A 24,688-nucleotide genomic window follows, 5' to 3' on the forward strand; every position below is an offset into this window, starting at 1 on the left:
GCTCCTTCTCGGTCGGCCACCTTATAGGAAACTGCCGGGTCCGAGGGAAGGCCGCGGGAGAGGCCGAAATCCATTGATTCAGGTCAAGGCAGTGGCGCGGGCGCAGGTGGAGCAATGGGCGCAGGCAGGCCACGAAACACTGGCCAGACTTCCGGCAAGGACGCACACTGAGCCGGGGAGAGGCGCGTTGGCGGCTCTCCGCCTCCGGATTGTGCGATGGGAGAACGATCCATGAGCCATCAACCATCAGGCCCGCGCTGCGCCGCTCTGGTCGGCAGCTATACCTGCGGCAAGACGACCCTCTTCGAGGATCTGCTTTTTGCCGCGGGCGCCATCGACCGGCGCGGCGCGGTCAAGGACGGCAATACCGTGGGCGACGCGGCCCCCGAGGCGCGCGCCCGGACGATGAGCACCGAACTGTCGGTGGCGAACTTCGACTATCTCGGCGAACCGTGGGCGCTGATCGACTGCCCCGGCTCGGTCGAGCTGACCTACGAGGCGCAATGCGCCATGATGGTAGCCGACCTCGTCGTGGTGGTGGCCGAGCCGCTGCCCGAACGCGCGGTCACGCTCTCGCCGATCCTGCGCTTTCTCGACGACCGCAACATCCCCCACCTCATTTATGTCAACAAGATGGACCTTCCTGAGGCCACCGTGCGCGGCACCTTCGAGGCGCTGCAGGCGATCTCGGGCCGGCCGCTCGTGCTGCGCGAGATCCCGATCCGGGACGGCGCGGGCAAGGTCACGGGGATGGTCGATCTGGTTTCCGAGCGCGCCTGGCGCTGGAACCCGCACAAGCCCTCGGATCTCGTGGCCCTGCCCGACACGCTGGCGGATGCGAGCGGCGAGGCGCGGACGGGGATGCTCGAGGCGCTTGCCGATTTCGACGATGCGCTGATGGCCGAGCTTCTCGAGGATGCGGTGCCCTCGACCGACGAGATCTACGCCAATCTCACGCGCGATCTGCAGAAGGATCTGATCGTGCCGGTCTTCTTCGGCTCGGCCGAGAACGAGAACGGCATCCGGCGGCTCCTGAAGGCGCTGCGTCACGAGGCGCCCGGGGCCGAGGTCACGGCCGACCGGCTGGGCATCGCCACCGCGGGCACGATGGCGCAGGTCTTCAAGACGGTCTACGCGGGCCAGTCCGGCAAGATCTCGCTCGCCCGCATCTGGTCGGGCGAGGTGAAGGACGGGATCGGGCTCGGTCAGGATCGCGTGGGCGCGGTGCTGTCGCTGATGGGCCGCAAGACCGCACCGCGTGGCGTGGCGCGGGCGGGCGAGGTGGTGGCGCTCGGCCGGATGGCCGGGGCCGCGACCGGCGATCTTCTGACCGAGAGCGGCGTGGTCGAGGCCGACTGGCCCGCGCCGCCCGCGCCGCTTCATGCGCTGGCGATCCGGGCCGAGAAACAGTCCGACGATGTGAAGCTGCAGGCGGCCCTCGCGCGGCTGGCCGAGGAGGATCCCTCGCTCGCGGCGGCCCATCAGGCCGAGACGTCCGAGCTGGTGCTGAGCGGGCAGGGCGAGATGCAGCTTCAGATCGCGCTGGCGCGGATGAAGAACGAATACGGGCTGGCCGTGACCGCGGCCAAACCCGCCATCCCTTACCGCGAGACGATCACCAAGGCCGCCACGATCCATGCCCGGCACAAGAAGCAGTCCGGCGGGCACGGCGAATTCGCCGACGTCCATCTCGAGATCCGGCCGCAGCCGCGCGGGGCGGGCTTCGCCTTCGACGAGCGGATCACCGGCGGCGTGGTGCCCAAGTCCTACATCCCCGCGGTCGAGAAGGGGGTGCAGTCCTATCTCGGCAAGGGGCCGCTCGGGCACCGGGTCGTCGATGTGGCGGTGACGCTGACCGACGGCAGCTATCACACGGTCGACAGTTCGGACATGGCCTTCCAGAAGGCCGCGCAGAAGGGGATGGCCGAGGCCATGCCGGGCTGCGGGCCGGTCCTGCTCGAGCCGGTGCTGACGGTGGCGATCTCCGTCCCGTCCGAGTTCACGCCCAAGGTGCAGCGGATCGTCACCGGGCGGCGCGGCCAGCTTCTCGGCTTCGATGCCAAGGACGGCTGGCCGGGATGGGACGAGGTGCAGGCGCTGATCCCGCAGGGCGAGATGGACGGGCTGATCGTCGAGATCCGCTCGCAGAGCCTCGGCGTCGGCACCTACAGCTGCCGGTTCGACCATCTGCAGGAACTGTCGGGCCGCGAGGCCGAGAAGATCCTGGCCGAACAGGCCTGAAGCGGGAGGGGCGGCGTCGGCATCCGGGCCGCCCCTTCCTCGGTGCCGGAGGCGGAGGTGCTGGCTTTACCGTCATCCGCGGGGGCGCTCCCGCTTGCCCCTCCGGTGGCAGAGGCGCGTCCGCCCCGCCCCTCAGGCAGCGTCCCTCTCCGGCTGTCCCGCACCTCGGACATGCAGCACCAGCGCGCCCACCATCAGCAGCGAGGCGAGCAGGAACGGCGCGCCGGGCAGGTGCAGCGGCGCGCCCGGCGCGGTGAAGGCGCGGAAGGTCGCGGTCATGACCAGCGGCGAGGCGATCATGGCGATGGCGTTCAGCGAGGCCAGCACGCCCTGCAGCTCGCCCTGCGCATCCGCCGGAGTAGCGCGCGACAGGATGGACTGGAGCGCGGGCACCACCACGCCGCCGAGCGCCGTCACCGGGATGAGAAAGAGCACCCCCGTGCCGGATGCAAGGACGCCCAGAATCGCCAGGGTGACGATGTCGACCCAGATCCCCACCAGCGCCGTGCGGTGCTCGCCGAGGTGCCGGATCGCCGGCCCCACCAGCGCCACCTGTCCCACCGCAAAGCTGATGCCGTAGAGCGCGAGGGACGCCCCGACCATGCCCGCGCCCCAGCCGAACTGCGCCTGTCCATAGAAGGCCCAGACCGCCGGATAGACGTTCATGGCGATCCCGAGGATCAGGAACACGGCGAGCGGACGGCTGAGGCCGGGCAGGCGGGCGACCGCGCGCAGGGCGCCCAGAGGGTTCGCGCGCGAGAGCGTGAAGGCGCGGCGGGTGGCGTCCGTCACCGTCTCGGGCAGGATCAGGCTTCCGAGCCCGAGGTTGAGCAGCGCCATCAGCGCCGCCGCATAGAAGGGCGCGCGCGTGTCGAGCCCCGCCAGAAGGCCTCCCAGCGCCGGCCCCAGCACGAAGCCGATCCCGAAGCCCGCGCCCACCAGGGCGAAGCGCTTGCCGCGGTCCTCGGGCGGGGTCACGTCGGCGATGAAGGCCGAGGCGGTGGCATAGGTGGCCGACACGATCCCCGCCACGATCCTCGCTGCAAGCAGGATCGCCATCGTGGGGGCGAGCGCCATGGCGAGGTATGTGCCCGACATGAGGACGAGCGAGCCGAGAAGGATCGGCCGCCGGCCGAACCGGTCGGAGAGGCTGCCGATGGTCGGGCCGAACAGGAACTGCATCACGGCGAAGGAGGCCGACAGAAGGCCGCCCCAGACCGCCGCCTCGGACAGCGGCTGGCCCGTGATCTCGAGGATGAGGTCGGGCATCACGGGAAAGATCAGCCCGATCCCGATCGCGTCGAGCGCCACGGTGATCAGGATGAAGGCAAGGGCGAGCCGGGGCTGTTGCATGATGCATCCGCGGGGAAGGGCGGGCGGACCCTAGCCGGGGGTCGGGCGGCAGGAAAGCGGATTTGCCGCCACCGAGATGAGACGTTTTGCCAGAGCCTCGGGGCAGGAGAGGAAGGGCGAGTGGCCTGCGGGCAGGGTCGAGACGCTGCCCGCAGGCCAGTCCGCGGTCATGGCCTCCTGCGTCTCGGGCGGGATGGCGCGATCCTCGAGACAGCGGATGTAGTGCTTGGGCAGGGCGTGATAACGCGCGCTCAGGCGGATCCTCTCTTCCTGCGGGCCCACGGGTTCGGCGCCCATGCGGGCCAGCGCCGCGGCGCGCACCTCGGGCGGGCAATCGTGAAAGAGCGCCTCGCCCGCGAGGTCGGGGTCGAAGCTGTAGCTCAGCCGGTCGGGCGCGAGCCGGATCGCGGGGCGGAGCGGCTGGCGCGCCTGCGCGCGGCGCATCGAGGCCACGGACGCGCCGTCGCGGGGCGCATAGGCGCAGAGGAAGATCAGCCGCTCGATGAGGCCGGGGGCTGCGGCCTCGGCCGCAGCGGCGATGGAGAAACCGCCCGCCGAATGCCCCACCAGCGTGACGGGCGCGCGGATTTCCTGAAGGATTGCCGCGGCATGGTCGGCGAGGCTCAGACCGGGCGTGAAGATCCGCCCCGGCAGGTCGAGGGCCCGGGCGCGGGCGCCGTGGGCTGCCAGCGCCCGGATCGTCGCGTCCCAGCACCAGCCGCCATAGCCCGAGCCATGGACGAGCAGGATGTCAGACATGGCCGATGGAGCGGAGGAACTCGGTGACGAGCGCGGCCACCTCGGCCGGCTTGTCGACCGAGGGGACATGGCCCGCGCCGCGCACGATCTCGAACCGGCTGCCGCGGATCAGCTCGGCCGTCTCGCGCACGAGGTCGGGCGGGGTCGAGCCGTCCTCGGATCCGACCAGCGCCAGCGTGGGCAGGGTCAGGCGTGCCGTCGTCGTGTAGAAGTCGGTGCCCGCGATGGCCGCCGCGCCGCCCGCATAGCCGTCCGGATCGCCCTCGATGAAGCGCTCGCGCCAGAGCTGGCCCTCCGGTCCCTGCCGGAAGGCCGGCGCGAACCAGCGCTTCATCGTGGGATCGGCCAGCGACTCGAGCCCGTAGCTGCGCACCTGATCGATCCGGTCCTGCCAGATCTCGGGCGTGCCGATCTTCGCCGCCGTGTCGCAGAGGACGAGCCCGCGCACCAGATCGAGCCGCTTCACCGCGAGTCCCTGCGCGATCATCCCGCCGATGGAGCAGCCGACGAAGACCGCCTCGCGGATGGACAGCGCCTCCATCAGCCGTTCGGCGTCGCGGATGAGGGCGCCCATCGCATAGGGCGGCTCGGGTGTGGTGGATCGGCCATGGCCCCGCAGGTCGTAGCGCACGAGGCGCAGGTCCTGCGGCAGGAGGGGGATGAGATTGTCCCAGATCCGCAGGTCCGAGCCGAGCGCATGGGCGAAGACGACGGGCGCGCCGGTCGCGCGGCCCTCGTCGAGATAGTTGAGGCGCAGATCGCCGATTTCGATATGGGGCATCGCTGGCTCCGGGGCGCGGAAGGAGGCTTCAGGGGCCGCCATTCGCGAAGCGCGAACGGCAGGAGGCAGTAGGGTGCCACTCGCAACGCGCGAACGGCAGGGGGCTTGGGGTTGCCATTCGTGAACGGCGGGAGGCTTCGAGGGCGCCATCCGCGACGCGCGAACGGCAGGAGGGGTCGTGCGGCCCGCAGGAAGGCTTGCGGGCCGTAAGGCTCATCGGCGCGCGCTCAGTCGGCGGCCTCCGCGAGGGCGCGGGCAAAGAGGGGCGGATCCACATTGCCGCCCGAGGCGGTGCAGATCACGGCGTCGCCCTCGAGCGCGTCGGGCCGGAAGAGCGCCGCGGCCAGCGCCACCGCCCCGCCGGGCTCGAGCACGATCTTGAGCCGCAGGAAGGCCAGCGCCATGGCGCGGAGCGCCTCCGCGTCGGTGACGGCGAGGCCCGGCCCGCAGAGCCGCGCGAGGATCGGAAAGGTGATCCGGCCCGGCTGGGGCGTCACGATCGCATCGCAGATCGAGCCCGAGAGCGCCGCGTTCGACCGGATCTCGCCGGCGGCGAGGCTGCGTGCCGTATCGTCGAACCCCACCGGCTCGACCGGGCGGACCCGGAGGCCGGGCGCGCGCGCCTCGAGCGCCAGCGCGATGCCCGCGGTGAGCCCGCCGCCGCCGCAGCAGGTGAGGACATCGGCAGAGGTCACGCCCTCCTCGGCCGCCTGCTCGGCGATCTCGAGCCCGGTCGTGCCCTGACCGGCGATCACGAGGGGCTCGTCGAAGGGGCGGATCAGGGTGAGACCCCGCTCGTCGGCCAGCCGCGCGCCGATCGCATCGCGGTCCTCGGTCGCGCGGTCGTAGAGCACCACCTCGGCGCCGAGCGCGCGGGTGTTCTCGATCTTCAGCTGCGGCGCATCGGCGGGCATGACGATCACGGCGGGCGCGCCGTGGCGGGCCGCGGCCAGCGCCACGCCCTGCGCATGGTTGCCCGAGGAATAGGCCATCACGCCCTGCGCGCGCCGGGCCGGCTCCAGCGCCGAGAGCGCCGACCAGCCGCCGCGGAACTTGAACGAGCCCGTGTGCTGCAGGCACTCGGCCTTCACCAGCACCCGCCGCCCCGCGATCTCGTCGAGAAAGGGCGAGGAGAGAAGCGGCGTCCGCCGGGCATGGCCCGCAAGCCGGGCCGCTGCAGCCTCGATCATCGCGATGTCGCTCATGCCACCCGCTCCAGGAAGGCGCGGATCGCGGAAAGGCTCTCGGGCTCGTCGAGGAAGGGGATATGGGCGCGCCCGGGCACCTCGGCAAAGATCATGTCGGGCCTGCGCCGCCGCATCTCGGCGGCCGTTGCGGGCGACAGGAGATCCGAGTTGGCGCCCCGGATCAGCGCGAGCGGCAGGCCCTCGCAGGCGTCGAACAGCGGCCAGAGATCGGCGGGCTCGCCCTCGAAGGCGGCGAGGAAGGCCTCGCGCAACGCAGGGTCATAGGTGATGCGCAGCCCCTGCGGGGTCTCGGTGTAGTGGAGCTGCGCCTCGGCCAGCCAGCGCTCCGCCGGCACGTCCGAGAAGCCGGTCATGAGCTTCGGCAGGGCCGCCGCCAGCTCGGCATGGGTGGCGGGCGAGGGGTTGCGGCCGACATAGGCAAAGATCTTCTCGAGGCCCGACCGCTCGATCTCGGGCCCCACGTCGTTCAGGCAGAGGCCCCGCATCCGGTCCTTGACGGTCGCGGCGAGGAACATGCCCACCAGCCCGCCGCGCGAGGTGCCGAGGATGGCCGCCGCGCCCAAGCCCAGATGGTCGAGAAGCTCCACCGCGTCGCGCGCCTCGCGCGGAACGGTGTAGGTGGCGGCCCCGGTGAAGTCCGAGCGGCCCCGTCCGCGATAGTCCGGCCGGATCAGCCGGACGCCGGACAGGTGCGGCGCCAGATAGTCGAAGTCGGCGCCGGTCCGGGTGAGTCCCGAGAGGCACAGGAGCGGCAGGCCCTCGCCCTCGTCGGTGAAGGCCAGGCGGGCACCGTCGCTCGCGGTGAAGAATTGGGTCATGGGAAGGCTCTCGTGGCGTCGGTCGGGCGAGAGCCTTGCACAGCTTCGCCCGCGGCGGAAGCCCCGCGCGTGTGGCGATGGGGGCCGGACGGGTCTGCCTCGGGACGCCGCGGGCCGGGCGAGAGGCGCAGGCACGGTGGAGGGGCAGGTCAGGTGCCCCCGATGGCCTGCACCGTGCGGTGGGCAGCAACCCGGGGATGCTCCGGCTGCGGGCCTCCGCGCGGCACGCCGGCCGGCACATGATCCGCCTGCTTCCACTCCGTGAAACCTTCTGCCGTGAAGTCAGTCCGAAGGGTGCGCTTGCCGCGGGGGGCATTGCGGCCTAAACCACGCCGCGACAAGAGGAGGACGGGACGCATGGCATGAAGACCCACCACCCAGCTCGAGGATCGTCCGAAGTCGAGGAGGATGAGCGCGCTGCGGGGCCTCGTGCCGTTCCTCGCGCCCTACCGCAAGCTCACCTTCGGCGCGCTGGGCGCGCTCGTTCTCACCGCGATAATCAGCCTGATCCTGCCGGTGACGGTCCGGCGCGTGGTCGACGGCTTCATGGAGAACAATGCGGCCCTGCTCGACCAGTATTTCGCCGCCGCCCTCTTCATTGCGGCCGCACTCGCTGCAGGCACGGGGCTGCGCTACTATCTCGTGACGCGGCTCGGCGAGCGGGTCGTGGCCGACATGCGCCGCGCGCTCTTCGACCGGATGATGGGCATGAGCCCCGCCTTCTTCGAGCGGATCATGACGGGCGAGGTGCTGTCGCGGCTCACGACCGACACGACGCTGCTTCTGTCGGTGATCGGCTCCTCGATCTCGGTGGCGCTGCGCAACCTCCTGATCCTGATCGGCGGGCTGGTGCTTCTCCTGTTCACCTCGACCAAGCTCACTGGCCTCGTGATGCTGCTCGTGCCGCTCGTGGTGGTGCCGATCGTCATCCTCGGCCGCAAGCTCCGCCGCCTCTCGCGCGAGAATCAGGACTGGATCGCCCAGAGTTCGGGCAATGCGTCCGAGGCGCTCCTGTCGGTGCAGACGGTGCAGGCCTTCACCCACGAGCGCCAGTCGCGCGCCTTCTTCGGCGATGTGACGGAGAAGTCCTTTCTGTCGGCCAAGGACCGGATCGGGACGCGGGCGCTGATGACGGTGATCGTGATCTTCCTCGTCTTCACCGGGATCGTGGGCGTGCTCTGGGTGGGCGCGCGCGATGTGCGCGCGGGCACCATGACGCCGGGCGAGATGGTGCAGTTCCTCATCTATGCGGTGATGGTGGCGGGCTCGGTCGGCGCGCTCTCCGAGATCTGGAGCGAGCTGCAGCGGGCGGCGGGCGCGACCGAGCGGCTGAACGAGCTGCTGACGGCCGAGGATCCGGTGCAGGATCCGGCCACGCCGGTGGCGCTGCCGCGGCCGGTGAAGGGCGAGATCAGCTTCGAGGGCGTGCGTTTCCGCTATCCGGCGCGGCCCGAGGTCTCGGCGCTCGACGGGATCGATCTCGTCGTGCGGCCGGGCGAGACGGTGGCGCTTGTGGGGCCGTCGGGGGCGGGCAAGACCACGATCCTCCAGCTGCTCCTGCGCTTCTACGATCCCCAGCAGGGGGCCGTGCGCATCGACGGGGTGGATCTGCGCGACATGACGCGCGACGATTTCCGCCGTGCCATCGCCCTCGTGCCGCAGGATCCGGTGATCTTCGCCACCTCCGCGCGCGAGAACATCCGCTTCGGCCGTCCCGAGGCCACGGATGCCGAGGTGGAGGCTGCGGCCCACGCCGCCGCCGCGCACGATTTCCTGAGCCTCCTGCCGCAGGGCTACGACACCTATGTGGGCGAGCGCGGCGTGATGCTCTCGGGCGGGCAGAAGCAGCGCGTGGCGCTGGCGCGGGCGATCCTGCGCGACGCGAAGATCCTGCTCCTCGATGAGGCGACCTCGGCACTCGATGCCGAGAGCGAACGCGCCGTGCAGACCGCGGTCGAGGCGCTGGCGCAGAACCGCACGACGCTGGTGGTGGCCCACAGGCTCGCCACCGTGAAGCGCGCGGACCGGATCGTCGTCTTCGACAAGGGCCGCATCGTGGCCACCGGCACCCACGATGCGCTGGTGGCCGAGGGGGGGCTCTATGCCCGTCTCGCGCGGCTCCAGTTCACCGACGGGTCGGTCTGACGTTGCGTTTGTCGCGGGCGGGTGCCTTGCCGTGCGCGACAAAAGACCCCATCGTTCCGACCAATAAAGGGGTTTCCGGGGAACGGGAGCCGGGAGGAGGAAGATATGGGGAGTTTCGCCTGCGCCGCCGATCTCAGGGCGATCGGGGCTGAAGGGGCGTGGGCGGATCTCGGGACGCCGCGCACCATGCACCGGTTTCTGGGCCGGGCCGCGGCCGAACATGGCGACCGGCCGGCGGTGAGCTTCCAGCTCCTGTCCGCGCCGAAGAGCCGGGCCGAGACGCTGAGCTGGAGCCAGCTGCACCGCCGCGTGACGCAGGCCGCCAACCTTTTCCGCAGCCTCGGCGTGGGCGAGCGCGACGTGGTGGCCTTTGTGCTGCCGAACTGCACCGAGACGGCGGTGACGCTTCTCGGCGGCGCGGTGGCGGGGATCGTCAATCCTATCAATCCGCTGCTCGAGGCCGACCAGATCGCGGCCATCCTGCGCGAGACGAAGGCGCGGGTCGTGGTGACCTTGCGCGCCTTTCCGAAGACCGACGTCGCCCAGAAGGTGGCCGAGGCGGTGCGCCATGCGCCCGAGGTGCGCACGGTGCTCGAGGTCGATCTCTTGCGCTACCTCGGGCCGCCGAAGAGCCTGATCGTGCCGCTGATCCGGCCGAAGCTGAAGCCCGCGCATCACGCCCGGGTGCTTTCGTTCAACGCGGAGCTTGACCGACAGCCCGCGACGCTGGCCTTCCCCGATCCCGAGATCGACCGGGTGGCGGCCTATTTCCACACCGGCGGCACCACCGGCATGCCGAAGGTGGCCCAGCACAAGGTATCGGGCATGATCTACAACGGCTGGTGCGGGCAGCGTCTGCTGTTCCAGCCGACCGACACCGTGATGTGTCCGCTGCCGCTGTTCCATGTCTTCGCGGCCTATCCGATTCTGATGTCGATGATCGCGAGCGGGGCGCATGTGGTCTTTCCGACGCCCGCGGGCTACCGAGGCGAGGGGGTCTTCGACAATCTGTGGAAGCTGATTGAGCGCTGGCGCTGCACCTATCTGGTGACGGTGCCCACGGCGCTCGCCGCGCTGATGCAGCGCCCCATCGATGCCGACGTGAGCTCGCTCCGCGGGGCCTTCTCGGGCTCTGCGCCGCTGCCGGTCGAGCTTTTCAACCGGTTCGAGAAGGCCACGGGCGTGCAGATTGTCGAGGGCTACGGGCTGACCGAATGCACCTGTCTCGTCTCGGTCAATCCGCCGGAGGGGGCGAAGAAGATCGGCTCGGTCGGGCTGCCGTTCCCGCACACCCATGTCCGCATCCTCCATTCCAACGGCAGCGGTCATGTGCTGAAGGAATGCGGCGTGGACGAGGTGGGCGAGATCTGCGTGGCCAATCCGGGAGTCTACGAGGGTTCGACCTACACGGAGCTCGACAAGAACCACGGGCTTTTCGCCGAGGACCGGTTCCTGCGCACGGGCGATCTCGGGCGCCTCGATGCCGAGGGCTATCTCTTCATCACCGGTCGCGCCAAGGACCTCATCATCCGGGGCGGGCACAATATCGACCCGGCCGGGATCGAGGCGGCGCTGATGAGCCATCCGGCGGTGAGTTTCGTCGGCGCCATCGGCCAGCCCGACGCCTTCGCGGGCGAGCTGCCCTGCGCCTATGTGGAGCTGGTGCAAGGGGCCGAGGTCGAGACGGCGGCGCTCTTCGATCATGCCCGGGCCCATATCCACGAACGGGCGGCCGTGCCGAAACATATCGAGATCCTGCCCGAACTGCCCAAGACGGCGGTGGGCAAGGTGTTCAAGCCCGACCTGCGCCGCCTCGCCATCGCGCGGGTCTACGATGCGGCGCTGGCCTCTGCCGGGCTCCCCGTCCGTGTGGCCGAGGTTGTCGAGGATCGCAAGCGCGGCCTCGTGGCGCGGCTGGAACGGGCGGGCGAGGTGGATGAGGAGCGGCTGGCCCATGTGCTCGGGGAATATACAAGGCCGTGGGAGTGGGCCTGAGCGCGTGCCCTCGGCGGGAGGCACCGGGGGCCGCCGGCGCGCGGGGGCTGTCTGCCCCCGCACCCCCGAGGATATTTGGGCAGAGTGAATGGCGGGTGGGGCAGCCCCGCCGGGGCCGTCTGATTGCCGGGCTCGGGGCGGGCGGATGCGGGGGTGCGGCTGGCCGGCGGCTGGGGCCCGGAGCCTGTCGGCCGTGGCGGCCGGAACGCCCGGACGTCAGGGGTCCCGGGGTGCGGGCGGTCCGCTGACGGGGAAGAGCGGTGCCGGGGGCGTCGCGGCGCGGAGCGGATCGGGGGTGGGGCCGGCCGGACGGGCGCCATCGAGCGGAGACGGCGCGTCGTCGGGGGGGCGGTGACCGGACCCGCCCGGTCGTCAGGTCTCCATCCAGATCGTGACGGGGCCGTCGTTCAGGAGGCGCACCTTCATGTCGGCGCCGAAGCGACCGGTGGCGGTGGGGATGCCACAGGCCGCGATCTCGGCGGCGAAATGGCGGTAGAGGCGCTCGCCGTCGGCGGGAGGGGCGGCCGCCGAGAAGCCGGGACGGTTGCCGCGGCTGGTGTCGGCCGCGAGCGTGAACTGGCTCACCACCAGCGCGGCGCCGCCCGTGTCGCGGACCGAGCGGTTCATCTTGCCGGCCTCGTCCCTGAAGATCCGCAGCTTGGCGATACGGGCCGCCAGCGCGCTGGCCTGGGCCTCGCCGTCGCCCTGCATGGCGCAGACGAGGATCAGGAGGCCCGGGCCGATCTCGCCCAGAAGCTCGCCCTCGACGGTGACGGAGGCCTCGCTTACCCGCTGAATCAGGGCGCGCATCAGAGCTCGTCCACCCAGGGCGGGTTGGCGCCCGGCCGCGAAACGGTGACCGCCGCGGCCCGCGTGCCGAGCGCGAGGGCCGCGGCGAGGGTTTCAGGGGAGAGGGACGCCACTGCCGACCTGGACAGCGCACCCGCCTCGTGCAGCGCGGCCAGAACGCCTGCGTTGAACGTGTCGCCCGCGCCCACCGTGTCGGCCACCTGCACCGGCGTTGCGGCGCAGAACCGGTCTTCCGTGGCGGTGACGGCGCGCGCGCCCACCGCGCCCTCCGTCACGAGGACGAGCTTCGGGCCGCGGGCCAGGAGGCCGCGGGCGAGGGACAGGATCTGTCCCGGCCCCTCGAGCCAGTGCAGATCCTCGTCCGAGAGCTTCAGGATGTCGGCCAGCGCGATCATCCGGCCGATCCGGGCGCGGTAGGCCGCCGCATCGGCGATGAAGCCCGGGCGGATGTTCGGATCGAGCATGGTCACGCGGCGCGGCGCCTCGCGCGCCATCAGCGCCTCGTAGGTGGCGGCCGCAGGCTCGTTCACCAGCGAGATGCCGCCGAAGAAGAGCGTGCTCACCCGGTCGGGCAGGGCGGGCAGGTCGGCCGGGGCCAGAAGCCGGCCGGCGGTGTTCTCGTCGTAGAAGGCGTAGCTCGCCTGCCCGTTCGTGAGCCGCACGAAGGCGAGCGTGGTCGGCCGGTCCGAGCGGGCGCAGAGATCGGTCTCGACCTGGCTTGCGGCCAGCGTCTCGGCGAGCTGCACCCCGAAGAGATCGGTCGAGAGGCCCGAGAAGAAGCCCGCGGGCGCGCCGAGCCGCCCGAGCGCGATGGCCGTGTTGAAGACGGCCCCGCCCGCATAGGGCGCGAAGGCCGCCTCTCCTGCCGTCGTCTCGCGGGGGAGCATGTCGATCAGGGCCTCGCCACAGCAGAGGATCATGGCCGTCTCCCGGTCAGCGGGTGAAGTGGGGCGCGAGGTTCGCCCGGATCCGCTCGAGCGGCGTGGCGCCCGAGAGATCGGGCTCGAAGGGCCGGCCGGTGATCGTCTCGAAGGCCTCGATATAGACCTCGGAGGTGCGGCGGATCATCTCGTCGGGGATCTCGGGGATCGGATCGCGGTAGGGGTCGCAGCGCGCGGCGACCCAGGCGCGGATCACGTCCTTGTCGAAGGACGGCGGGCGCTGGCCGGTGCGGAAGGCCTCCTCATAGCCCGAGGCGATCCAGTAGCGGCTCGAATCCGGCGTGTGGATCTCGTCGGCGATGAGGATCCGGCCCTCCTCGTCGAGGCCGAATTCGTATTTCGTGTCGACGAGGATCAGGCCGCGCTCGGCCGCCATCGCCTGTCCGCGTGCGAAGAGCGCGAGGGCCTTGGCCGAGACCTCGTCCCACTGGGCGCGGGTGAGAAGCCCCTGCGCCACGATCTCGGCCTCGGTCAGAGGCTCGTCATGACCGCCGTCGAAGGCCTTCGAGGTGGGGGTGATGAGGGGTGCGGGCAGCACCTCGTTGTCGCGGAGCCCGTCGGGCAGGCGGTGGCCGTACATCTCGCGCACGCCCTGCTTGTAGAGCGTGAGCACCGAAGTGCCGGTGGTGCCCGCGAGATAGCCGCGCACCACCACTTCGACCGGAAGGATCGTCACGCGCCTGGCCAGCACCACGTTCGGGTCGGGGTAGGAGAGCACATGGTTCGGACAGATGTCGGAGGTGGCGTCGAACCAGAAGCGCGCGGTCTGGGTCAGCACCTGCCCCTTGAACGGGATCGCCGCGAGGATGCGGTCGAAGGCCGAGATCCGGTCCGACGAGATCAGGAGCCGCCGCCCGTCGGGCAGGTCGTAGCAGTCGCGGACCTTGCCGTAATAGGGATCGGGAAGCTCGGGGATATGCGCCTCGGGAAGGACGCGGGAGAGGTCGGGCATGGGGCCTCCGCTGCTGGTGCGGGCTCTATCTGCCCCACGGGTCCGTCTGTCAACGGGGAAGGGGCCTCAGCCCGCCACGGCGGAGAAGCCCGCGGCGAGAAGCGCGTAGCGCGCGGCCTTGCCGAGACCCACGAGGAGGAGGAAGGGCCAGAAGCCCACCTTAAGCATGCCGGCGGCCACCGTCAGCGGATCGCCCACCACCGGCACCCAGGCGAAGAGGAGCGACCAGAGCCCCCAGCGGCGGTAGCCCCGCTCGGCGCGGGCGAGGGCGGCCGCGGAGACGGGAAACCAGCGGCGGTCGCGGAAGCGGATGAGGAACCGCCCCAGCGCCCAGTTGACGAGCGAGCCCGCGAGATTGGCGGCCGTGGCCACCGCCACGAGCGGCGCTGCGGGCTCTCCGGCGGCCAGAAGGGTCAGCAGGAGCGCCTCGGAGGAGCCGGGCAGCAGGGTCGCCGAGGCGAAGGCGCTGAGCGCGAGCAGGAGGACCGCGGAGAGGCCGTCCACCGGATCAGCGCGCCTGCGAGATATAGGCCGCGATCCCGGCTGCGATCAGCCCGAGCAGGACCGCGAAGGCGATCTTCCAGGCCGACCAGGGCCGCTCGCCCTGCACGCGGCCGGTCTGGCCATTGACCACGAAGCGGTAGCTCTTGCCGCCGTAGCGGTAGGCCGCCATCCAGACCGGCAGCAGCACATGCTTGAAGGTCTCGCGGTCGTAGGCGGTCTCGACCTGGCCCACCCGCTGCTCGTCGCCGCCGATGTCGCGCGCCACGTCGCCCCGGATCGTGCGCGCCATGATCTCCTGCGCGCGGGACCAGCCCTCCGGCAGCCCGACCGTGTAGCCCTCGGCGGTGAAGCCCGCGAGCCAGTCGGCGCGGTAGGGCTCGAGCGCCGACAGGTCCCACGGTTCGAGCGCCTCGGTATAGTGGCGCGGAAGGCTCTGCGAGGCGAGCACCAGCACATCGTCGAACTCGCGCGCGACGCGGCCCGAGACCGGGGTCCAGCGGATCTGGCGCACGCGTTCGGTGCGCCGCTGCGGGCGGCCGTTCACCTCGACCGTGACGGTGCGGGTCGTGTAATAGGCGTCGCCCCGCTGGCCGGTGTAGCGGCTGCGGGTGGCGGCGTCGAAGGTCCAGTAGGGGACATAGAGGCCCGAGAGCGCACGGCCCTTGCGGGCATATTGCACGAGCCCGTTCGGCGCGAACCAGAGCCGGCCCAGCCAGTCGGTCATCGCCTGACGCGCCTCGCGCTCGGTCAGGCGAAAGGGGATGACGGCCTGCGGCTTCAGCAGCCGGGTCTCGCCGGTGCCCGCCACCACGGGCGTGGCGCAGAAGGGGCACTGGGTCGCGTGGGTCGCGCCCTCGAACTCGACCAGCGCGCCGCAGGAGGGGCAGGGGGTCGTGCGCACCTGCTCCGAGGCCGAGGCGGGCAGCCTGTCGGCCAGCGCGGCATGGAGGTCGAGCTCGCCCATGCCGCGGCGGTCGGTGGGGGCGGTCGCGGGGATCTCCTGCACATGTCCGCAATGGTCGCAGACGAGCCGGGTCTGCCCCGGCGCAAAGCGGAGATCGGCCCCGCAGCTTTCGCAGGGCCAGTGCCGGACGTCCTGCACCTCAGGCGCCCGGCGGCAACGGCGGCGGGATCCGCGCGAAGAGCGGCGCCAGAGCCGCGACCTCGCCCGCGGGAACCCAGCCCTCCTGTCCGGGGGTCCAGACGAGGGTGGCGCGCGTCACCTGACCCGCCGCCACGCGCCGGGCCAGATCGGCCTGCGCGATGGGTCCCTCGGACTGGCCGTTCGCCGCCACATGCCAGACCGGCTCGGTGGGCGGCGGAGGGGGTGGGGGAGCCGCGGGCTCGGCCGCCGCAGGCGCTGCGCCCCACGGGCCCATGCGCTGCGCCATCCCGAAGCCCATGGCCGCGCCCATGCCGCTTGCCACCGCGGCGCCGGCGGCCGAATTCGGCGCCGCCATGGCCTCGGCCGCGCTGTATTGGGTGAACTTGCCCAGATCGCCCACGATCCCCATCGAGGTGCGCTTGTCGAGCGCCTTCTCGACCTCCTGCGGCAGCGAGATGTTCTCGATGTAGAGCTCGGGGATCGAGAGGCCGTAGGCCGCGATGGTGGGCGCGATGGCCTCGGCCACGAGCTTGCCCAGATCGGCGGTGTTGGCCGCCATGTCGAGCACCGGGATCGACGAGGCGGCAAGCGCGCGGCCCATCTCCTGCACGATCACGTTGCGGATCTGGAAGCTGATCTCGTCGGCGGTGAATTCGCCGTCGGTGCCCACGATCTCGGTCATGAAGCGGCCGGGATCGGTCACGCGCATCGAATAGGTGCCGAAGGCGCGCAGGCGCACGGGTCCGAATTCGGGATCCCGGCAGATGATCGGGTTCTTCGTCCCCCACTTCTGGTCGTTGAAGCGGGTGGTATTGACGAAGTAGACCTCGGACTTGAAGGGCGAGCGGAAGCCGTGGTCCCAGTGCTGGAGCGTGGTCAGGATCGGCAGGTTGTTGGTCTCGAGCATGTAGAGACCGGGGGTGAAGACATCCGCCAGCTGGCCCTCGTGGATGAAGACCGCGGCCTGCCCCTCGCGCACCGTCAGCTTGGCGCCGTATTTGATCGCATGACCCTGCCGCTCGAAGCGCCAGACCATCGTGTCGCGGGTGTCATCGACCCAGTGGATGACGTCGATGAATTCGCCGCCGAGGAAATCGAACAGAGCCATGGCTATTTCTTGGGAGCCGCCGTGGACCAGTCGCCCCGCGCAGGAACGACGATGGCCGAGACCGCCTTCGGCGGCTTCGGCGCGGCGCCTTCGGCGGGCTTCCGCGGCGCGCGCGCGAACCAGCCCCGGTCGGGCCGGGCGCGGCTCGGCTGGTAGCCGTCGATCAGCAGGGTCCGTCTGTCATCCGGCATCGTCGGTCCTCTCCCGCTCGCCCTCCAGTTCGAGAAACTCGATGGAGCGCATCCCTTCCAGCGACAGCAGCATCGCGCGCGGCGGCACCACCTCGGCCCACTGCCCGTCGTCTGCGACATGATATAGGCGTTCGAGATAGATGTCGCCACGGTTTCCATCGCTCGCCGCCAGCGACTCCTCGCCGAAGAGGCCATGGACGACCGTTCCGTCGGTGAAGGTCACGATCACGAAGCTCGGTCCCCTGTGCTTGCCGAAGGCGAAATCGTAGGCGCGCCGCGCCGGGTTCTGCACCGGCATGGAAAGCCTTCGCAGGAGCGAGCGGTTCCAGCCGAGCGAGAGGTTCCAGCCGAAGAGCGCGCCGAGGGTTGCGGGCAGCACCAGCACCTCGAGGAAGAAGACGCCGCGCGCGGGCAGGACGGGCGCCGCGGGCACGAGCGACCAGAGGCTTGCGAGGAACAGGAAGGCGAGCTGGTTGATGAGCGAGAGCGCCACCGCCTCGACCAGCTGCTCGGTGAGCTTCGGCCGCTCGCCCACCACGAAGCGCGAGCGCACCGAGATCACGATCAGTCCCGCCAGCAGGTAGCGCGCGAAGAACTCGAAATTGTCGGGCGTGATCAGGCTGTTCATCGCCCGGTCGCGCCTTCAGCTTTCGCCGCCGAGCAGCTCGTAGGCGATCGTCTGGACGATGGGCCGGGCCTCCTCGACCGTCATGCCGGGCTTCAGGCGCCGGTCGTAGAGGATCTTCAGCATCAGCTCGTCCTGGGTGGTCAGAAGCGCGAATTCCTCGTCGTCGTTGAAGATCGAGGGCCGCGCGTTCGGGCTGTCGTTGGCCAGCCCCAGCCCCTGCGCGATCTCCTCGTGCAGGCAGGCGAGGCGCAGCAGGTCGGGATGTTCGGAGCGGATCACCGCGAAGGCGCGGTTGTAGACGCTCGTCGCATCGTCCGAGAGCGCATAGACGAGGCAGTAGGTGGTGGTGGGAAGCTGCGTGATCCCCGCGATCTCCGCGGCGGAGAGGGTGGGCAGCGCCTCGGCCACCTGGGGCCCGAGCGCGCGGCGCTCGTCCTCGGAGACGACCTGAAGCCAGAAGTTGATGCCGCTGTCGGCCAGCGCGATCGGGTGGCCGGTGATCTTGGCCAGCCGCGCCAGATACGAGGCGATGCGCGCCCGGTCTGTCGCCCGCCGCTCCTCGGGAACCGAAGCGCCGAAGCGCAGGCCCACGCGCACCGGCGCTTCCCAGCGGCGCAGCCGGCTTTCGACCTCGCGCTGGGCGAAGCCGCCGCCCTGCCGCTCGTATTCGTCATAGAGCGCGATGCGGATGAAGTTCTCGGCCAGCATCCGGTCGGTATAGGGCGTGTCGCGCCCGCCGCCGTCGGTCCGCAAAAGGCCCTGCGCCAGAAGGTCGGTCTGCACCTTGGCGAAATAGGCCCGTATTGCCTGCGACTCGGGGCTCTCCTTCACCGGACCCTGAAGATCCGCCGGCCGCGCGCGCGGACCGAGTCCGTGCGCGGGCTCGCGCGGGGCGGGCGGCGTGCAGGCCGACAGGATCGCGCAGGCGGCCAGCGAGAGGCCGCCGTGGAGAAGGGTCGAGAGGCGGACGCCCCGGTGCATGATGGCCTTTCCTCAGGGTCGGACGGATGTTCCGGCAGTGTCGCCGGTCCCGGTGCGGCGGGCGCGGGCGGAGGCGAGCGTGTCGCGCAGCTCGGCCTCCATCCGCTGAAGCTCGGTCTCTGCCGTGGCACGGCGGGCGCGGCCCTCGTCGGCGATGGCGAGGCTTTCGTTGATCGTGGCGATCAGCGTCGCATTGGCCTTCTTCACCGCCTCGATGTCGAAGACGCCGCGCTCCATCTCCTTGCGGACGATCTTGTTGGCCTGCTGGAGATTTTCGGCATTCGCCGTCAGCAGCTCGTTCGTCAGGTCCGAGGCGCCGCGCACGGCCTCGGCCGCCTCGCGCGACCGCTGGATGGTCACGGCCTGCGCCAGCTGCGTCTCCCAGAGCGGGACCGTGTTGACGAGGGTCGAGTTGATCCGCGTGACCAGCGCCTTGTCGTTCTCCTGCACGAGGCGGATCGAGGGCAGCGACTGCATCGTGACCTGACGGGTGAGCTTGAGGTCATGCACCCGGCGCTCGAGATCGTCGCGGGCGGCGCGCAGGTCGCGCAGCTCCTGTGCCTTGATCATCCGGTCGCCCTCCGGCGTCGCCGCCACCTCGGCCTCCTTGGCCGGGATCACCCGTCCGTCGAGATCGGCCAGCACCTCGTCGCCCGCGGCGATGTAGAGCGCGAGCTCGTCGTAGAAGTCGAGCGTGCGGGCATAGAGGATGTCGAGCCCCTTGATGTCCTTCAGCAGCCGGTGCTCGTGGGTCAGGAGCGACTGGGTGATCCGGTCGATCTGCTGCTGCACATCCTCGTAGCGGGCGACGAAGCGGGCGAAGGGGGCGGTGCGGCCCAGAAGCCGCTCCCACCAGCTGGCCTTGCGGCGCACGTCGAACTCGGAGACCGAGAAGCCGCGGATGGTCGAGACCACCTCGCGCAGCGAATCGCCGGCAGGCCCCACGTCCTTGTTCTTCACGTCGGCCAGCATCTGCTGGCTGATCGTCTGCAGTTCGGCCTGCGCCTTGGACCCGAAGCCGATGATCGACTGCGAATCGCTCACGTTCAGCTCGGCCATGCGGCGGCGGATCTCTTGGGCCTTCTCGGGCGGGGCGGAGGCCAGAGGCGTCACGGCCGGAGCGGGCTCGGGCAGGTCGGGGGCGGTCACTTCCGCAAGCCGGGGAAGGGCTTCGGCGGCCTCGCGGCGGCTGCTGTCGGTCATCTGAAAACCTCGCTCTCTGGAAGATCGCTGCCGGCCGCGCCGCGATGCGGCGTCAGCCTCCTGTATAGCAGGCCCCGGCCTCTTCTCAATCGAAGCGCGCGGCCGCGGCCAATCGGGCGGCAGGCGATGCAAGCCTGCCGCAGGGGGGTCAGGTCTCGCGCCCCAGACGGTCGCGCAGCACCTCGATCTCGAGGTCGAGCCCGGCCCGGTCGTTCTGCAGAAGCCGCCGGGTGCGGTCGGCGAAGCTGGTGCCCAGATCCTCGAGCAGCCGCTCGTAATCCGCGCGCACCTGCGGATCGCGCTCGCGGCCGTAGAGGTCGGCGAACTTCAGCGTCGCGTCGCGCGCGCCCATCAGATAGACGCCGAGATAGCGGCGCGCGGCCGTGAGATCGCCGGGATCGGCCTCGACGCTGCGGAAGAGCCCGCGCGCCGTGGTGGCGAAGGTCTCGAGCCGTCGGTCGAGGCTTGGATCGCGGAGGCGCGCCACCGCCTCACGCATCGCCGTCAGGTGGCTCTCGGCCTCCGCCACGGCGCGGCTCACCCGGTCGCTCTGGAAGCCGTCGACGCCGTCCGGGATCTTGTCGGTCAGCGGATCGGGCCCGAAGGCCGCCAGATGCAGAAGGCCGCCGATCCCGCCCCAGGCCGCCGCCACCAGCAGGCCCGCATCGCCCGCAAGCCCGCCCGCCAGGAGCCCGGCGCCGGTCAGGACCGAGGCGAATATCTTGCGCGGGATCGCCGGGCGCTTGGCCACGGGGCGGGCATCGTAGGCTTCCTCGGCGAGGATGCCCTGCCGGGTCAGCCAGGCGGCGAGAAAGAGCGCGGCGAAGGCTGCAAAGGCGGGAACGAAATCCTGCGCGGGGCCGAGGAAGGCATCCCACAGGAAGAGGAACGGCAGGAAGAACAGGATGTTCGAGCGTCCGCCCGCGCGGCTCCGGCGCTTGCGGTCCCAGCGGCTGACCGGCGGCCCCGGAGGGCCCTCGCGCCGGGCATTGGCGGGGCTGAAGCGGCCGCCGTAGCGTTCGGCCATCTCAGGCGCCTCCCTGCGCCGCGACGTAGAGGGTGAGCCCCACGAGCAGCAGGAAAGCCAGCGTGCGCAGGCCCTTCGAGTTCATCGCCATCCCCTTTCCGGTCCTTGGTCCCGGCCAATATAGGATGCCCGGGACCGGCTCGCCAGAAAAGGCGCGGAGACCCGCGGCCCGGGGGTGCCGGGGTCAGCGCCCGCCGGGCCGGCCTTTCGGTCCGCGCGAGGGCGGGCGGGGGCCTGTGGGCTGCGGTTTCCGGTCCCCCTGGGCAGACGGCGTGCCCGTCCGGGGGCCCCGTCCGCCGGCGGTCTCGCCCGGTCCCTTGGCGCGCGGAGTGGGGGCGACCTTGGCCGCGCCGCCGCCCTTGGCCTTCGGACCCGCCGCGGCGCGACCCCGCGGCGCACGGGCGTCGATCGGCGTGTCGGGCAGGGCTTCTCGCCGGCTGCGGGCCGGACCCGCGGCCTTGGCCGGACCGCGCGGACCCTTGGCGGGCGCCTCGGCGCTGCGGCTACGGAACGCACGCGGCGCGTCGGCCGCCTCGGTCTTGCCGGACCGTCCTGCAGCGGCGGGTTTGCCGTCCGCCGGCCGGGTGCGTGCCGTGCCCTCGGCGCTGCCCGGGCGGGAGGTGCGCGCCGGGCCCGCTCCGGCGCCCCGCGCCGGGCGCGCAGCCTCGGCCGCGCCTTTGCCCGCCGAGCGCGCGCTGTCCTTCGGTGCCCCTGCCCTGCGCGCCGCCCCGTGGGGCGAGCGTCCCTTGGCCGGGCCTGCGGCGCCCTCGGACCCCGCCCCCCGACCCGCGCGGGCGGGTCCCTCCGCCGCGGCGCCGCGCGGCGGACGCGCGGTTCTTTCGGAGCGTGCGGCGCCTTCGGCTCGTGCAGGGCGTGCACCACCTTCCGCTCGTGCGGGACGTGCGGCGCCTTCGGATCTTGCCGGACGCGCGGCGCCCTCGGGTTTTCGTCCCCTGGCCGGGCGTGCCTCGCCGTCGGCATGCGGATCGAGGCCGAGCTGGTCGCGCAGGATCTTGGGGCGCACCTCCTCGACCATGCCGGGCTCGAGCTCGTTCAGCCGGAAGGGACCGTAGCTCACGCGGATCAGCCGGTTCACGGTGAGGCCCAGGGCGGACATGGCGCGGCGGATCTCGCGGTTCTTGCCCTCGCGGAGGCCCACCGTGAGCCAGGCGTTGGCGCCCTGCACCCGGTCCAGCGAGACGGTCATCGGCTGGAAGCTCTCGCCCTCGACCGTTATCCCCTTGCGCAGCGGCTCGAGGTCGGCGTCGGTCGGGTTGCCCTTCACCCGCACGCGGTACTTGCGCAGCCAGCCGGTGGAGGGCAGCTCGAGCCGGCGCTTCAACTCGCCGTCATTGGTCAGGAGGAGGAGACCCTCGGAATTGAGATCGAGCCGTCCCACCGACATGACGCGGGGCATCCCCTCGGGCAGGTGGTCGAAGACCGTCTCGCGGCCCTTCTCGTCCGAGGCCGAGGTGACGAGCCCTTCGGGCTTGTAATAGAGCCACAGGCGGGCGGGCTCGGGCGGGGCCAAGGGCTGGCCGTCGACGGTGATGCGGTCCTTCGGGCCCACATTCAGCGCCGGGCTGTCGATGGTGCGCCCGTTCACCGCGATGCGGCCAAGCTCGATCATCCGCTCGGCGTCGCGGCGCGAGGCGATGCCCGCACGAGAGAGAACCTTGGCGATGCGCTCGCCGTCTTTGCTGTCGGTCATGAGGGGTCCCGGATTGAGGCTGTTCCGCTGGCGGAACCCCCGGGGGTTTTCCACCCCCGGACCCCCGGAGGATATTTGGACCAGAGTGAAAGGGCAAGGCGGGGAGGGGACCAACCTCGCGGCAGCCCCCGCGTCCTGAGGCGGCGTGTGCATGTGAGCTGGGAGGTGAAAGGGAGGTTCGGAGCCTGCGGGGCGAGAGAAGGCGGCAGTTCCCGAAAGGGGCGGCCGGGACCGGCACCGCAAGCGGGTGCGCGGCGGCCGATGAGTGGGCTGCCGATATGACCCGCAACGGGCGCCGCTTGCGCGGGCGCGGGGGGCGCGGCATGAGGGGGCATGGAGTTTCGCAGTCACATGCAGGCGGCGCTTGCCGAGGCCCGCGCGGCGGGCGCGCGGGGCGAGGTGCCGGTCGGCGCCGTCGTCGTGGCGCCGGGCGGGCAGGTTGTCGCGCGGGCGGGGAACCGCTGCCGCGAACTGTCCGATCCCACGGCCCATGCCGAGATGCTGGCGATCCGGGCGGCCTGCGCGACACTGGGCGAGCGGCTGACCGGCTGCGATCTCTATGTGACGCTCGAGCCCTGTCCGATGTGCGCGGCGGCCATCTCGGCCGCGCGGATCGCCCGGCTCTATTACGGCGCGGCCGATCCCAAGTCGGGCGGGGTGGCGCAGGGGGCGCGGGTCTTCGCGCACCCGCAGTGCCACCATGTGCCCGAGGTCTATGACGGGATCGGCGAGGCCGAGGCGGCGGCGCTCCTGCGCGGCTTCTTCTCCGCGCGGCGGCCGGGCTGAGCCGGGGCGCTCAGATGTCGATCGGGACGAGCACCTGCGGCTCGATCACCTCGACGCCGGGCAGGCCCTCCTTCAGCGCCTCGGCCGACTGTTCGAGCAGCGGGAAGGTGCGGTAATGGCAGGGGATCACGGTGCGGAAGTCGAAATATTTGCGCGCTGCGAAGGCCGCCCGCTTCATGTCCATGGTGAAATGACCGCCCGCGGAGAGGATGCCCACGTCGGGGCGGTGATATTCGCCCATCCAGCCCATATCGGCCATGATGTCGGTATCGCCCGACAGGTAGATCACATGGCCCTCGCCCGCGATCATGTAGCCCGATTCGGTGCCGGTATAGATCGGGCCCGCCTCGCCCGACATGGAGGAGGAATGGGTGGCCTGCACCATGGTGACCCGGGCCCCGCCCAGCGTCACCGTGCCGCCCTTGTTGAAGCCGATCCCGTCGATCCCCTCCTTCTCCTGCAGCCAGGTCACGAGATCGTAGATGCCGACCACCGGAAGGCCCCGCTCCTTCGCGATGGCCACAGTGTCGCCGGTATGGTCGCCATGCCCGTGGGTGATGAGGATATGGGTGGCGCCCGCCAGCGCCTCCTCGCGCCGGTCGGCGGGGAAGAGCGGGTTGCCGGTGAGCCAGGGGTCGACAAGCAGCACGGCCTGCTCGATGGCGATGCGGAAGCCGGAATGGCCGAGCCAGGTGATCTTCATGGGGATATCTCCCGTAGCGGATTCGGTTCGGCTGCAATCTAGGGCAGGGGAGGGCGAGGGAAATGGAGTGGTTCGCCGCGGTCGACGGCTATTGCGAGCGCGGAGGGACAGGGCTCTGGGCCGAGCCGCTGAATGCCGCGACGAACGCGGCCTTCCTGATCGCGGCCGCCCTGCTCTGGCCGCGGGTGCGGGGCTTGGCCCGCGGCCGGGCGCTCTGCCTCTCGCTTGCGGCCATCGGGCTCGGCTCGGGGCTCTTTCACACGGCGGCGAACCGGCTGACCGGGCTTCTCGACGTGCTGCCGATCCTCGTCTTCATCCTTCTCTATCTCCATGCCGCGGCGCGCGACCTGCTGGGGATGGGCCGCGGAGCGGCGCTGCTCGCCACGGCGGCCTTCCTGCCTTACGCCGCGCTCACCGTGCCGCTTTTCGCGCGCCTGCCCGGGCTCGGCTCCTCGGCAGGCTATGCGCCGGTGCCGGTCCTCATCCTGGGCGTGGCCGCCTGGCTTGCGCCGCGGGCGCCCCCCACGGCGCGGGGGCTTGCCGGGGGCGGGGCGCTTCTCCTTCTCTCGCTCGCCTTCCGCACGCTCGACGGGCCGCTCTGCCCGGCCTTTCCGATCGGCACGCATTTCCTGTGGCATCTCCTGAATGCGCTCCTCCTCGGCTGGATGATCGAGGTCTGGCGGCGGCACCGGCTTGCAGCCGCAGGGCGGCCTCGCTAAACGGACCCAAACGGCAAGC

The 24,688-nt window shown here is 71.2% G+C and carries 23 protein-coding genes; 5 read left to right on the forward strand and 18 right to left on the reverse strand.

Going from position 1 to position 24,688, the window contains the following annotated elements:
- The first annotated feature begins 231 nt into the window (after positions 1-231).
- Positions 232-2,241 carry an elongation factor G gene (locus RSP_RS04260; RefSeq protein WP_017140130.1) on the forward strand — a complete coding sequence of 670 codons (2,010 nt, stop codon included), beginning with the start codon at positions 232-234 and terminating at the stop codon, positions 2,239-2,241.
- 132 nt (positions 2,242-2,373) lie between these two features.
- Here the strand turns inward: RSP_RS04260 and RSP_RS04265 are convergent, their stop codons facing one another.
- The 5 genes from RSP_RS04265 to RSP_RS04285 form a co-directional block, all read right to left on the reverse strand.
- Entirely contained in the window at positions 2,374-3,594 is a 1,221-nt protein-coding gene (locus RSP_RS04265; protein ID WP_011337346.1) for a TCR/Tet family MFS transporter, read from the reverse strand.
- Positions 3,595-3,624: 30 nt separating this feature from the next.
- The gene (locus RSP_RS04270) at positions 3,625-4,353 is read right to left on the reverse strand and encodes an alpha/beta fold hydrolase (protein WP_011337347.1); all 729 of its coding nucleotides are present in this window, start codon (positions 4,351-4,353) and stop codon (positions 3,625-3,627) included.
- Complete coding sequence (gene pcaD / locus RSP_RS04275; RefSeq protein ID WP_011337348.1) at positions 4,346-5,134, reverse strand: 3-oxoadipate enol-lactonase; 789 nt, start codon at positions 5,132-5,134, stop codon at positions 4,346-4,348. The genes RSP_RS04270 and pcaD overlap by 8 nt, the downstream gene beginning before the upstream one ends.
- 227 nt (positions 5,135-5,361) lie before the next feature.
- Positions 5,362-6,339, reverse strand: a complete 978-nt coding sequence (locus RSP_RS04280) for a threonine ammonia-lyase (protein WP_011337349.1) — start codon at positions 6,337-6,339, stop codon at positions 5,362-5,364.
- Complete coding sequence (locus RSP_RS04285) at positions 6,336-7,160, reverse strand: alpha/beta fold hydrolase (protein ID WP_011337350.1); 825 nt, start codon at positions 7,158-7,160, stop codon at positions 6,336-6,338. Before RSP_RS04285 ends, RSP_RS04280 begins: the two co-directional genes overlap by 4 nt.
- 408 nt (positions 7,161-7,568) lie before the next feature.
- On the opposite strand from RSP_RS04285, the gene RSP_RS04290 reads away from it, so the two are divergent.
- Both RSP_RS04290 and RSP_RS04295 read left to right on the forward strand, forming a co-directional pair.
- Positions 7,569-9,305: an ABC transporter transmembrane domain-containing protein gene (locus RSP_RS04290; protein WP_011337351.1), complete on the forward strand. Its 1,737-nt coding sequence runs from the start codon at positions 7,569-7,571 to the stop codon at positions 9,303-9,305.
- 105 nt (positions 9,306-9,410) lie between these two features.
- Positions 9,411-11,300 (forward strand): acyl-CoA synthetase, encoded by a 1,890-nt coding sequence (locus RSP_RS04295; protein ID WP_011337352.1) that lies wholly within the window; start codon positions 9,411-9,413, stop codon positions 11,298-11,300.
- A gap of 372 nt (positions 11,301-11,672) precedes the next feature.
- On the opposite strand, the gene dtd is transcribed toward RSP_RS04295, so the two are convergent.
- The 12 genes from dtd to RSP_RS04355 form a co-directional block, all read right to left on the reverse strand.
- Complete coding sequence (gene dtd / locus RSP_RS04300) at positions 11,673-12,110, reverse strand: D-aminoacyl-tRNA deacylase (RefSeq protein WP_011337353.1); 438 nt, start codon at positions 12,108-12,110, stop codon at positions 11,673-11,675.
- A complete protein-coding gene (locus tag RSP_RS04305; RefSeq protein ID WP_011337354.1) occupies positions 12,110-13,030 on the reverse strand; it encodes a carbohydrate kinase family protein in 921 nt (306 codons plus the stop codon). The genes dtd and RSP_RS04305 overlap by 1 nt, the downstream gene beginning before the upstream one ends.
- A gap of 13 nt (positions 13,031-13,043) precedes the next feature.
- Positions 13,044-14,003, reverse strand: a complete 960-nt coding sequence (locus tag RSP_RS04310; protein ID WP_011337355.1) for a phosphoribosylaminoimidazolesuccinocarboxamide synthase — start codon at positions 14,001-14,003, stop codon at positions 13,044-13,046.
- A 66-nt stretch (positions 14,004-14,069) separates the two neighbouring features.
- Complete coding sequence (locus RSP_RS04315) at positions 14,070-14,507, reverse strand: YqaA family protein (protein ID WP_011337356.1); 438 nt, start codon at positions 14,505-14,507, stop codon at positions 14,070-14,072.
- Between the two features lie 4 nt (positions 14,508-14,511).
- Complete coding sequence (locus RSP_RS04320; RefSeq protein ID WP_011337357.1) at positions 14,512-15,609, reverse strand: hypothetical protein; 1,098 nt, start codon at positions 15,607-15,609, stop codon at positions 14,512-14,514.
- 1 nt (position 15,610) lies between these two features.
- Entirely contained in the window at positions 15,611-16,720 is a 1,110-nt protein-coding gene (locus RSP_RS04325) for an SPFH domain-containing protein (protein WP_011337358.1), read from the reverse strand.
- Positions 16,721-16,722: 2 nt separating this feature from the next.
- Positions 16,723-16,911 (reverse strand): hypothetical protein, encoded by a 189-nt coding sequence (locus RSP_RS04330; RefSeq protein ID WP_002719421.1) that lies wholly within the window; start codon positions 16,909-16,911, stop codon positions 16,723-16,725.
- The gene (locus RSP_RS04335; protein ID WP_011337359.1) at positions 16,901-17,539 is read right to left on the reverse strand and encodes a DUF6338 family protein; all 639 of its coding nucleotides are present in this window, start codon (positions 17,537-17,539) and stop codon (positions 16,901-16,903) included. Before RSP_RS04335 ends, RSP_RS04330 begins: the two co-directional genes overlap by 11 nt.
- 15 nt (positions 17,540-17,554) lie before the next feature.
- On the reverse strand, positions 17,555-18,520 hold the full coding sequence (locus RSP_RS04340) for a DUF2927 domain-containing protein (protein WP_011337360.1): 966 nt from the start codon (positions 18,518-18,520) through the stop codon (positions 17,555-17,557).
- 12 nt (positions 18,521-18,532) lie between these two features.
- Entirely contained in the window at positions 18,533-19,723 is a 1,191-nt protein-coding gene (locus RSP_RS04345; protein WP_011337361.1) for a toxic anion resistance protein, read from the reverse strand.
- Between the two features lie 148 nt (positions 19,724-19,871).
- A complete protein-coding gene (locus RSP_RS04350) occupies positions 19,872-20,750 on the reverse strand; it encodes a 5-bromo-4-chloroindolyl phosphate hydrolysis family protein (RefSeq protein ID WP_011337362.1) in 879 nt (292 codons plus the stop codon).
- A 184-nt stretch (positions 20,751-20,934) separates the two neighbouring features.
- Entirely contained in the window at positions 20,935-22,461 is a 1,527-nt protein-coding gene (locus RSP_RS04355) for a pseudouridine synthase (RefSeq protein ID WP_011337363.1), read from the reverse strand.
- A 333-nt stretch (positions 22,462-22,794) separates the two neighbouring features.
- Between RSP_RS04355 and RSP_RS04365 the strand changes: the two genes are divergently transcribed.
- On the forward strand, positions 22,795-23,247 hold the full coding sequence (locus RSP_RS04365; RefSeq protein WP_011337364.1) for a nucleoside deaminase: 453 nt from the start codon (positions 22,795-22,797) through the stop codon (positions 23,245-23,247).
- A 10-nt stretch (positions 23,248-23,257) separates the two neighbouring features.
- Here RSP_RS04365 and RSP_RS04370 read toward each other — a convergent pair whose 3' ends face one another.
- Positions 23,258-23,950 carry a metal-dependent hydrolase gene (locus RSP_RS04370; protein ID WP_011337365.1) on the reverse strand — a complete coding sequence of 231 codons (693 nt, stop codon included), beginning with the start codon at positions 23,948-23,950 and terminating at the stop codon, positions 23,258-23,260.
- Between the two features lie 62 nt (positions 23,951-24,012).
- Here RSP_RS04370 and RSP_RS04375 point away from each other — a divergent pair, with 62 nt between their 5' ends.
- A complete protein-coding gene (locus RSP_RS04375; RefSeq protein WP_017140133.1) occupies positions 24,013-24,669 on the forward strand; it encodes a ceramidase domain-containing protein in 657 nt (218 codons plus the stop codon).
- The last annotated feature ends 19 nt before the right edge of the window (positions 24,670-24,688 follow it).

This window comes from Cereibacter sphaeroides 2.4.1, from assembly GCF_000012905.2.
GTDB classification, from domain to species: Bacteria; Pseudomonadota; Alphaproteobacteria; order Rhodobacterales; family Rhodobacteraceae; genus Cereibacter_A; species Cereibacter_A sphaeroides.

Bases quoted from the DNA above. Each gene is read 5' to 3' on its own strand.
- RSP_RS04350 (WP_011337362.1), bottom strand. From the start codon at position 20,750: ATGGCCGAACGCTACGGCGGCCGCTTCAGCCCCGCCAATGCCCGGCGC.
- RSP_RS04325 (WP_011337358.1), bottom strand. From the start codon at position 16,720: ATGGCTCTGTTCGATTTCCTCGGCGGCGAATTCATCGACGTCATCCAC.
- RSP_RS04270 (WP_011337347.1), bottom strand. From the start codon at position 4,353: ATGTCTGACATCCTGCTCGTCCATGGCTCGGGCTATGGCGGCTGGTGC.
- RSP_RS04290 (WP_011337351.1), top strand. From the start codon at position 7,569: ATGAGCGCGCTGCGGGGCCTCGTGCCGTTCCTCGCGCCCTACCGCAAG.
- dtd (WP_011337353.1), bottom strand. From the start codon at position 12,110: ATGCGCGCCCTGATTCAGCGGGTAAGCGAGGCCTCCGTCACCGTCGAG.
- RSP_RS04370 (WP_011337365.1), bottom strand. From the start codon at position 23,950: ATGAAGATCACCTGGCTCGGCCATTCCGGCTTCCGCATCGCCATCGAG.
- RSP_RS04295 (WP_011337352.1), top strand. From the start codon at position 9,411: ATGGGGAGTTTCGCCTGCGCCGCCGATCTCAGGGCGATCGGGGCTGAA.
- RSP_RS04345 (WP_011337361.1), bottom strand. From the start codon at position 19,723: ATGACCGACAGCAGCCGCCGCGAGGCCGCCGAAGCCCTTCCCCGGCTT.
- RSP_RS04335 (WP_011337359.1), bottom strand. From the start codon at position 17,539: ATGAACAGCCTGATCACGCCCGACAATTTCGAGTTCTTCGCGCGCTAC.
- RSP_RS04340 (WP_011337360.1), bottom strand. From the start codon at position 18,520: ATGCACCGGGGCGTCCGCCTCTCGACCCTTCTCCACGGCGGCCTCTCG.
- RSP_RS04330 (WP_002719421.1), bottom strand. From the start codon at position 16,911: ATGCCGGATGACAGACGGACCCTGCTGATCGACGGCTACCAGCCGAGC.
- RSP_RS04280 (WP_011337349.1), bottom strand. From the start codon at position 6,339: ATGAGCGACATCGCGATGATCGAGGCTGCAGCGGCCCGGCTTGCGGGC.
- RSP_RS04265 (WP_011337346.1), bottom strand. From the start codon at position 3,594: ATGCAACAGCCCCGGCTCGCCCTTGCCTTCATCCTGATCACCGTGGCG.
- RSP_RS04260 (WP_017140130.1), top strand. From the start codon at position 232: ATGAGCCATCAACCATCAGGCCCGCGCTGCGCCGCTCTGGTCGGCAGC.
- RSP_RS04355 (WP_011337363.1), bottom strand. From the start codon at position 22,461: ATGACCGACAGCAAAGACGGCGAGCGCATCGCCAAGGTTCTCTCTCGT.
- RSP_RS04285 (WP_011337350.1), bottom strand. From the start codon at position 7,160: ATGACCCAATTCTTCACCGCGAGCGACGGTGCCCGCCTGGCCTTCACC.
- RSP_RS04305 (WP_011337354.1), bottom strand. From the start codon at position 13,030: ATGATCCTCTGCTGTGGCGAGGCCCTGATCGACATGCTCCCCCGCGAG.
- RSP_RS04365 (WP_011337364.1), top strand. From the start codon at position 22,795: ATGGAGTTTCGCAGTCACATGCAGGCGGCGCTTGCCGAGGCCCGCGCG.
- RSP_RS04310 (WP_011337355.1), bottom strand. From the start codon at position 14,003: ATGCCCGACCTCTCCCGCGTCCTTCCCGAGGCGCATATCCCCGAGCTT.
- RSP_RS04375 (WP_017140133.1), top strand. From the start codon at position 24,013: ATGGAGTGGTTCGCCGCGGTCGACGGCTATTGCGAGCGCGGAGGGACA.
- pcaD (WP_011337348.1), bottom strand. From the start codon at position 5,134: ATGCCCCATATCGAAATCGGCGATCTGCGCCTCAACTATCTCGACGAG.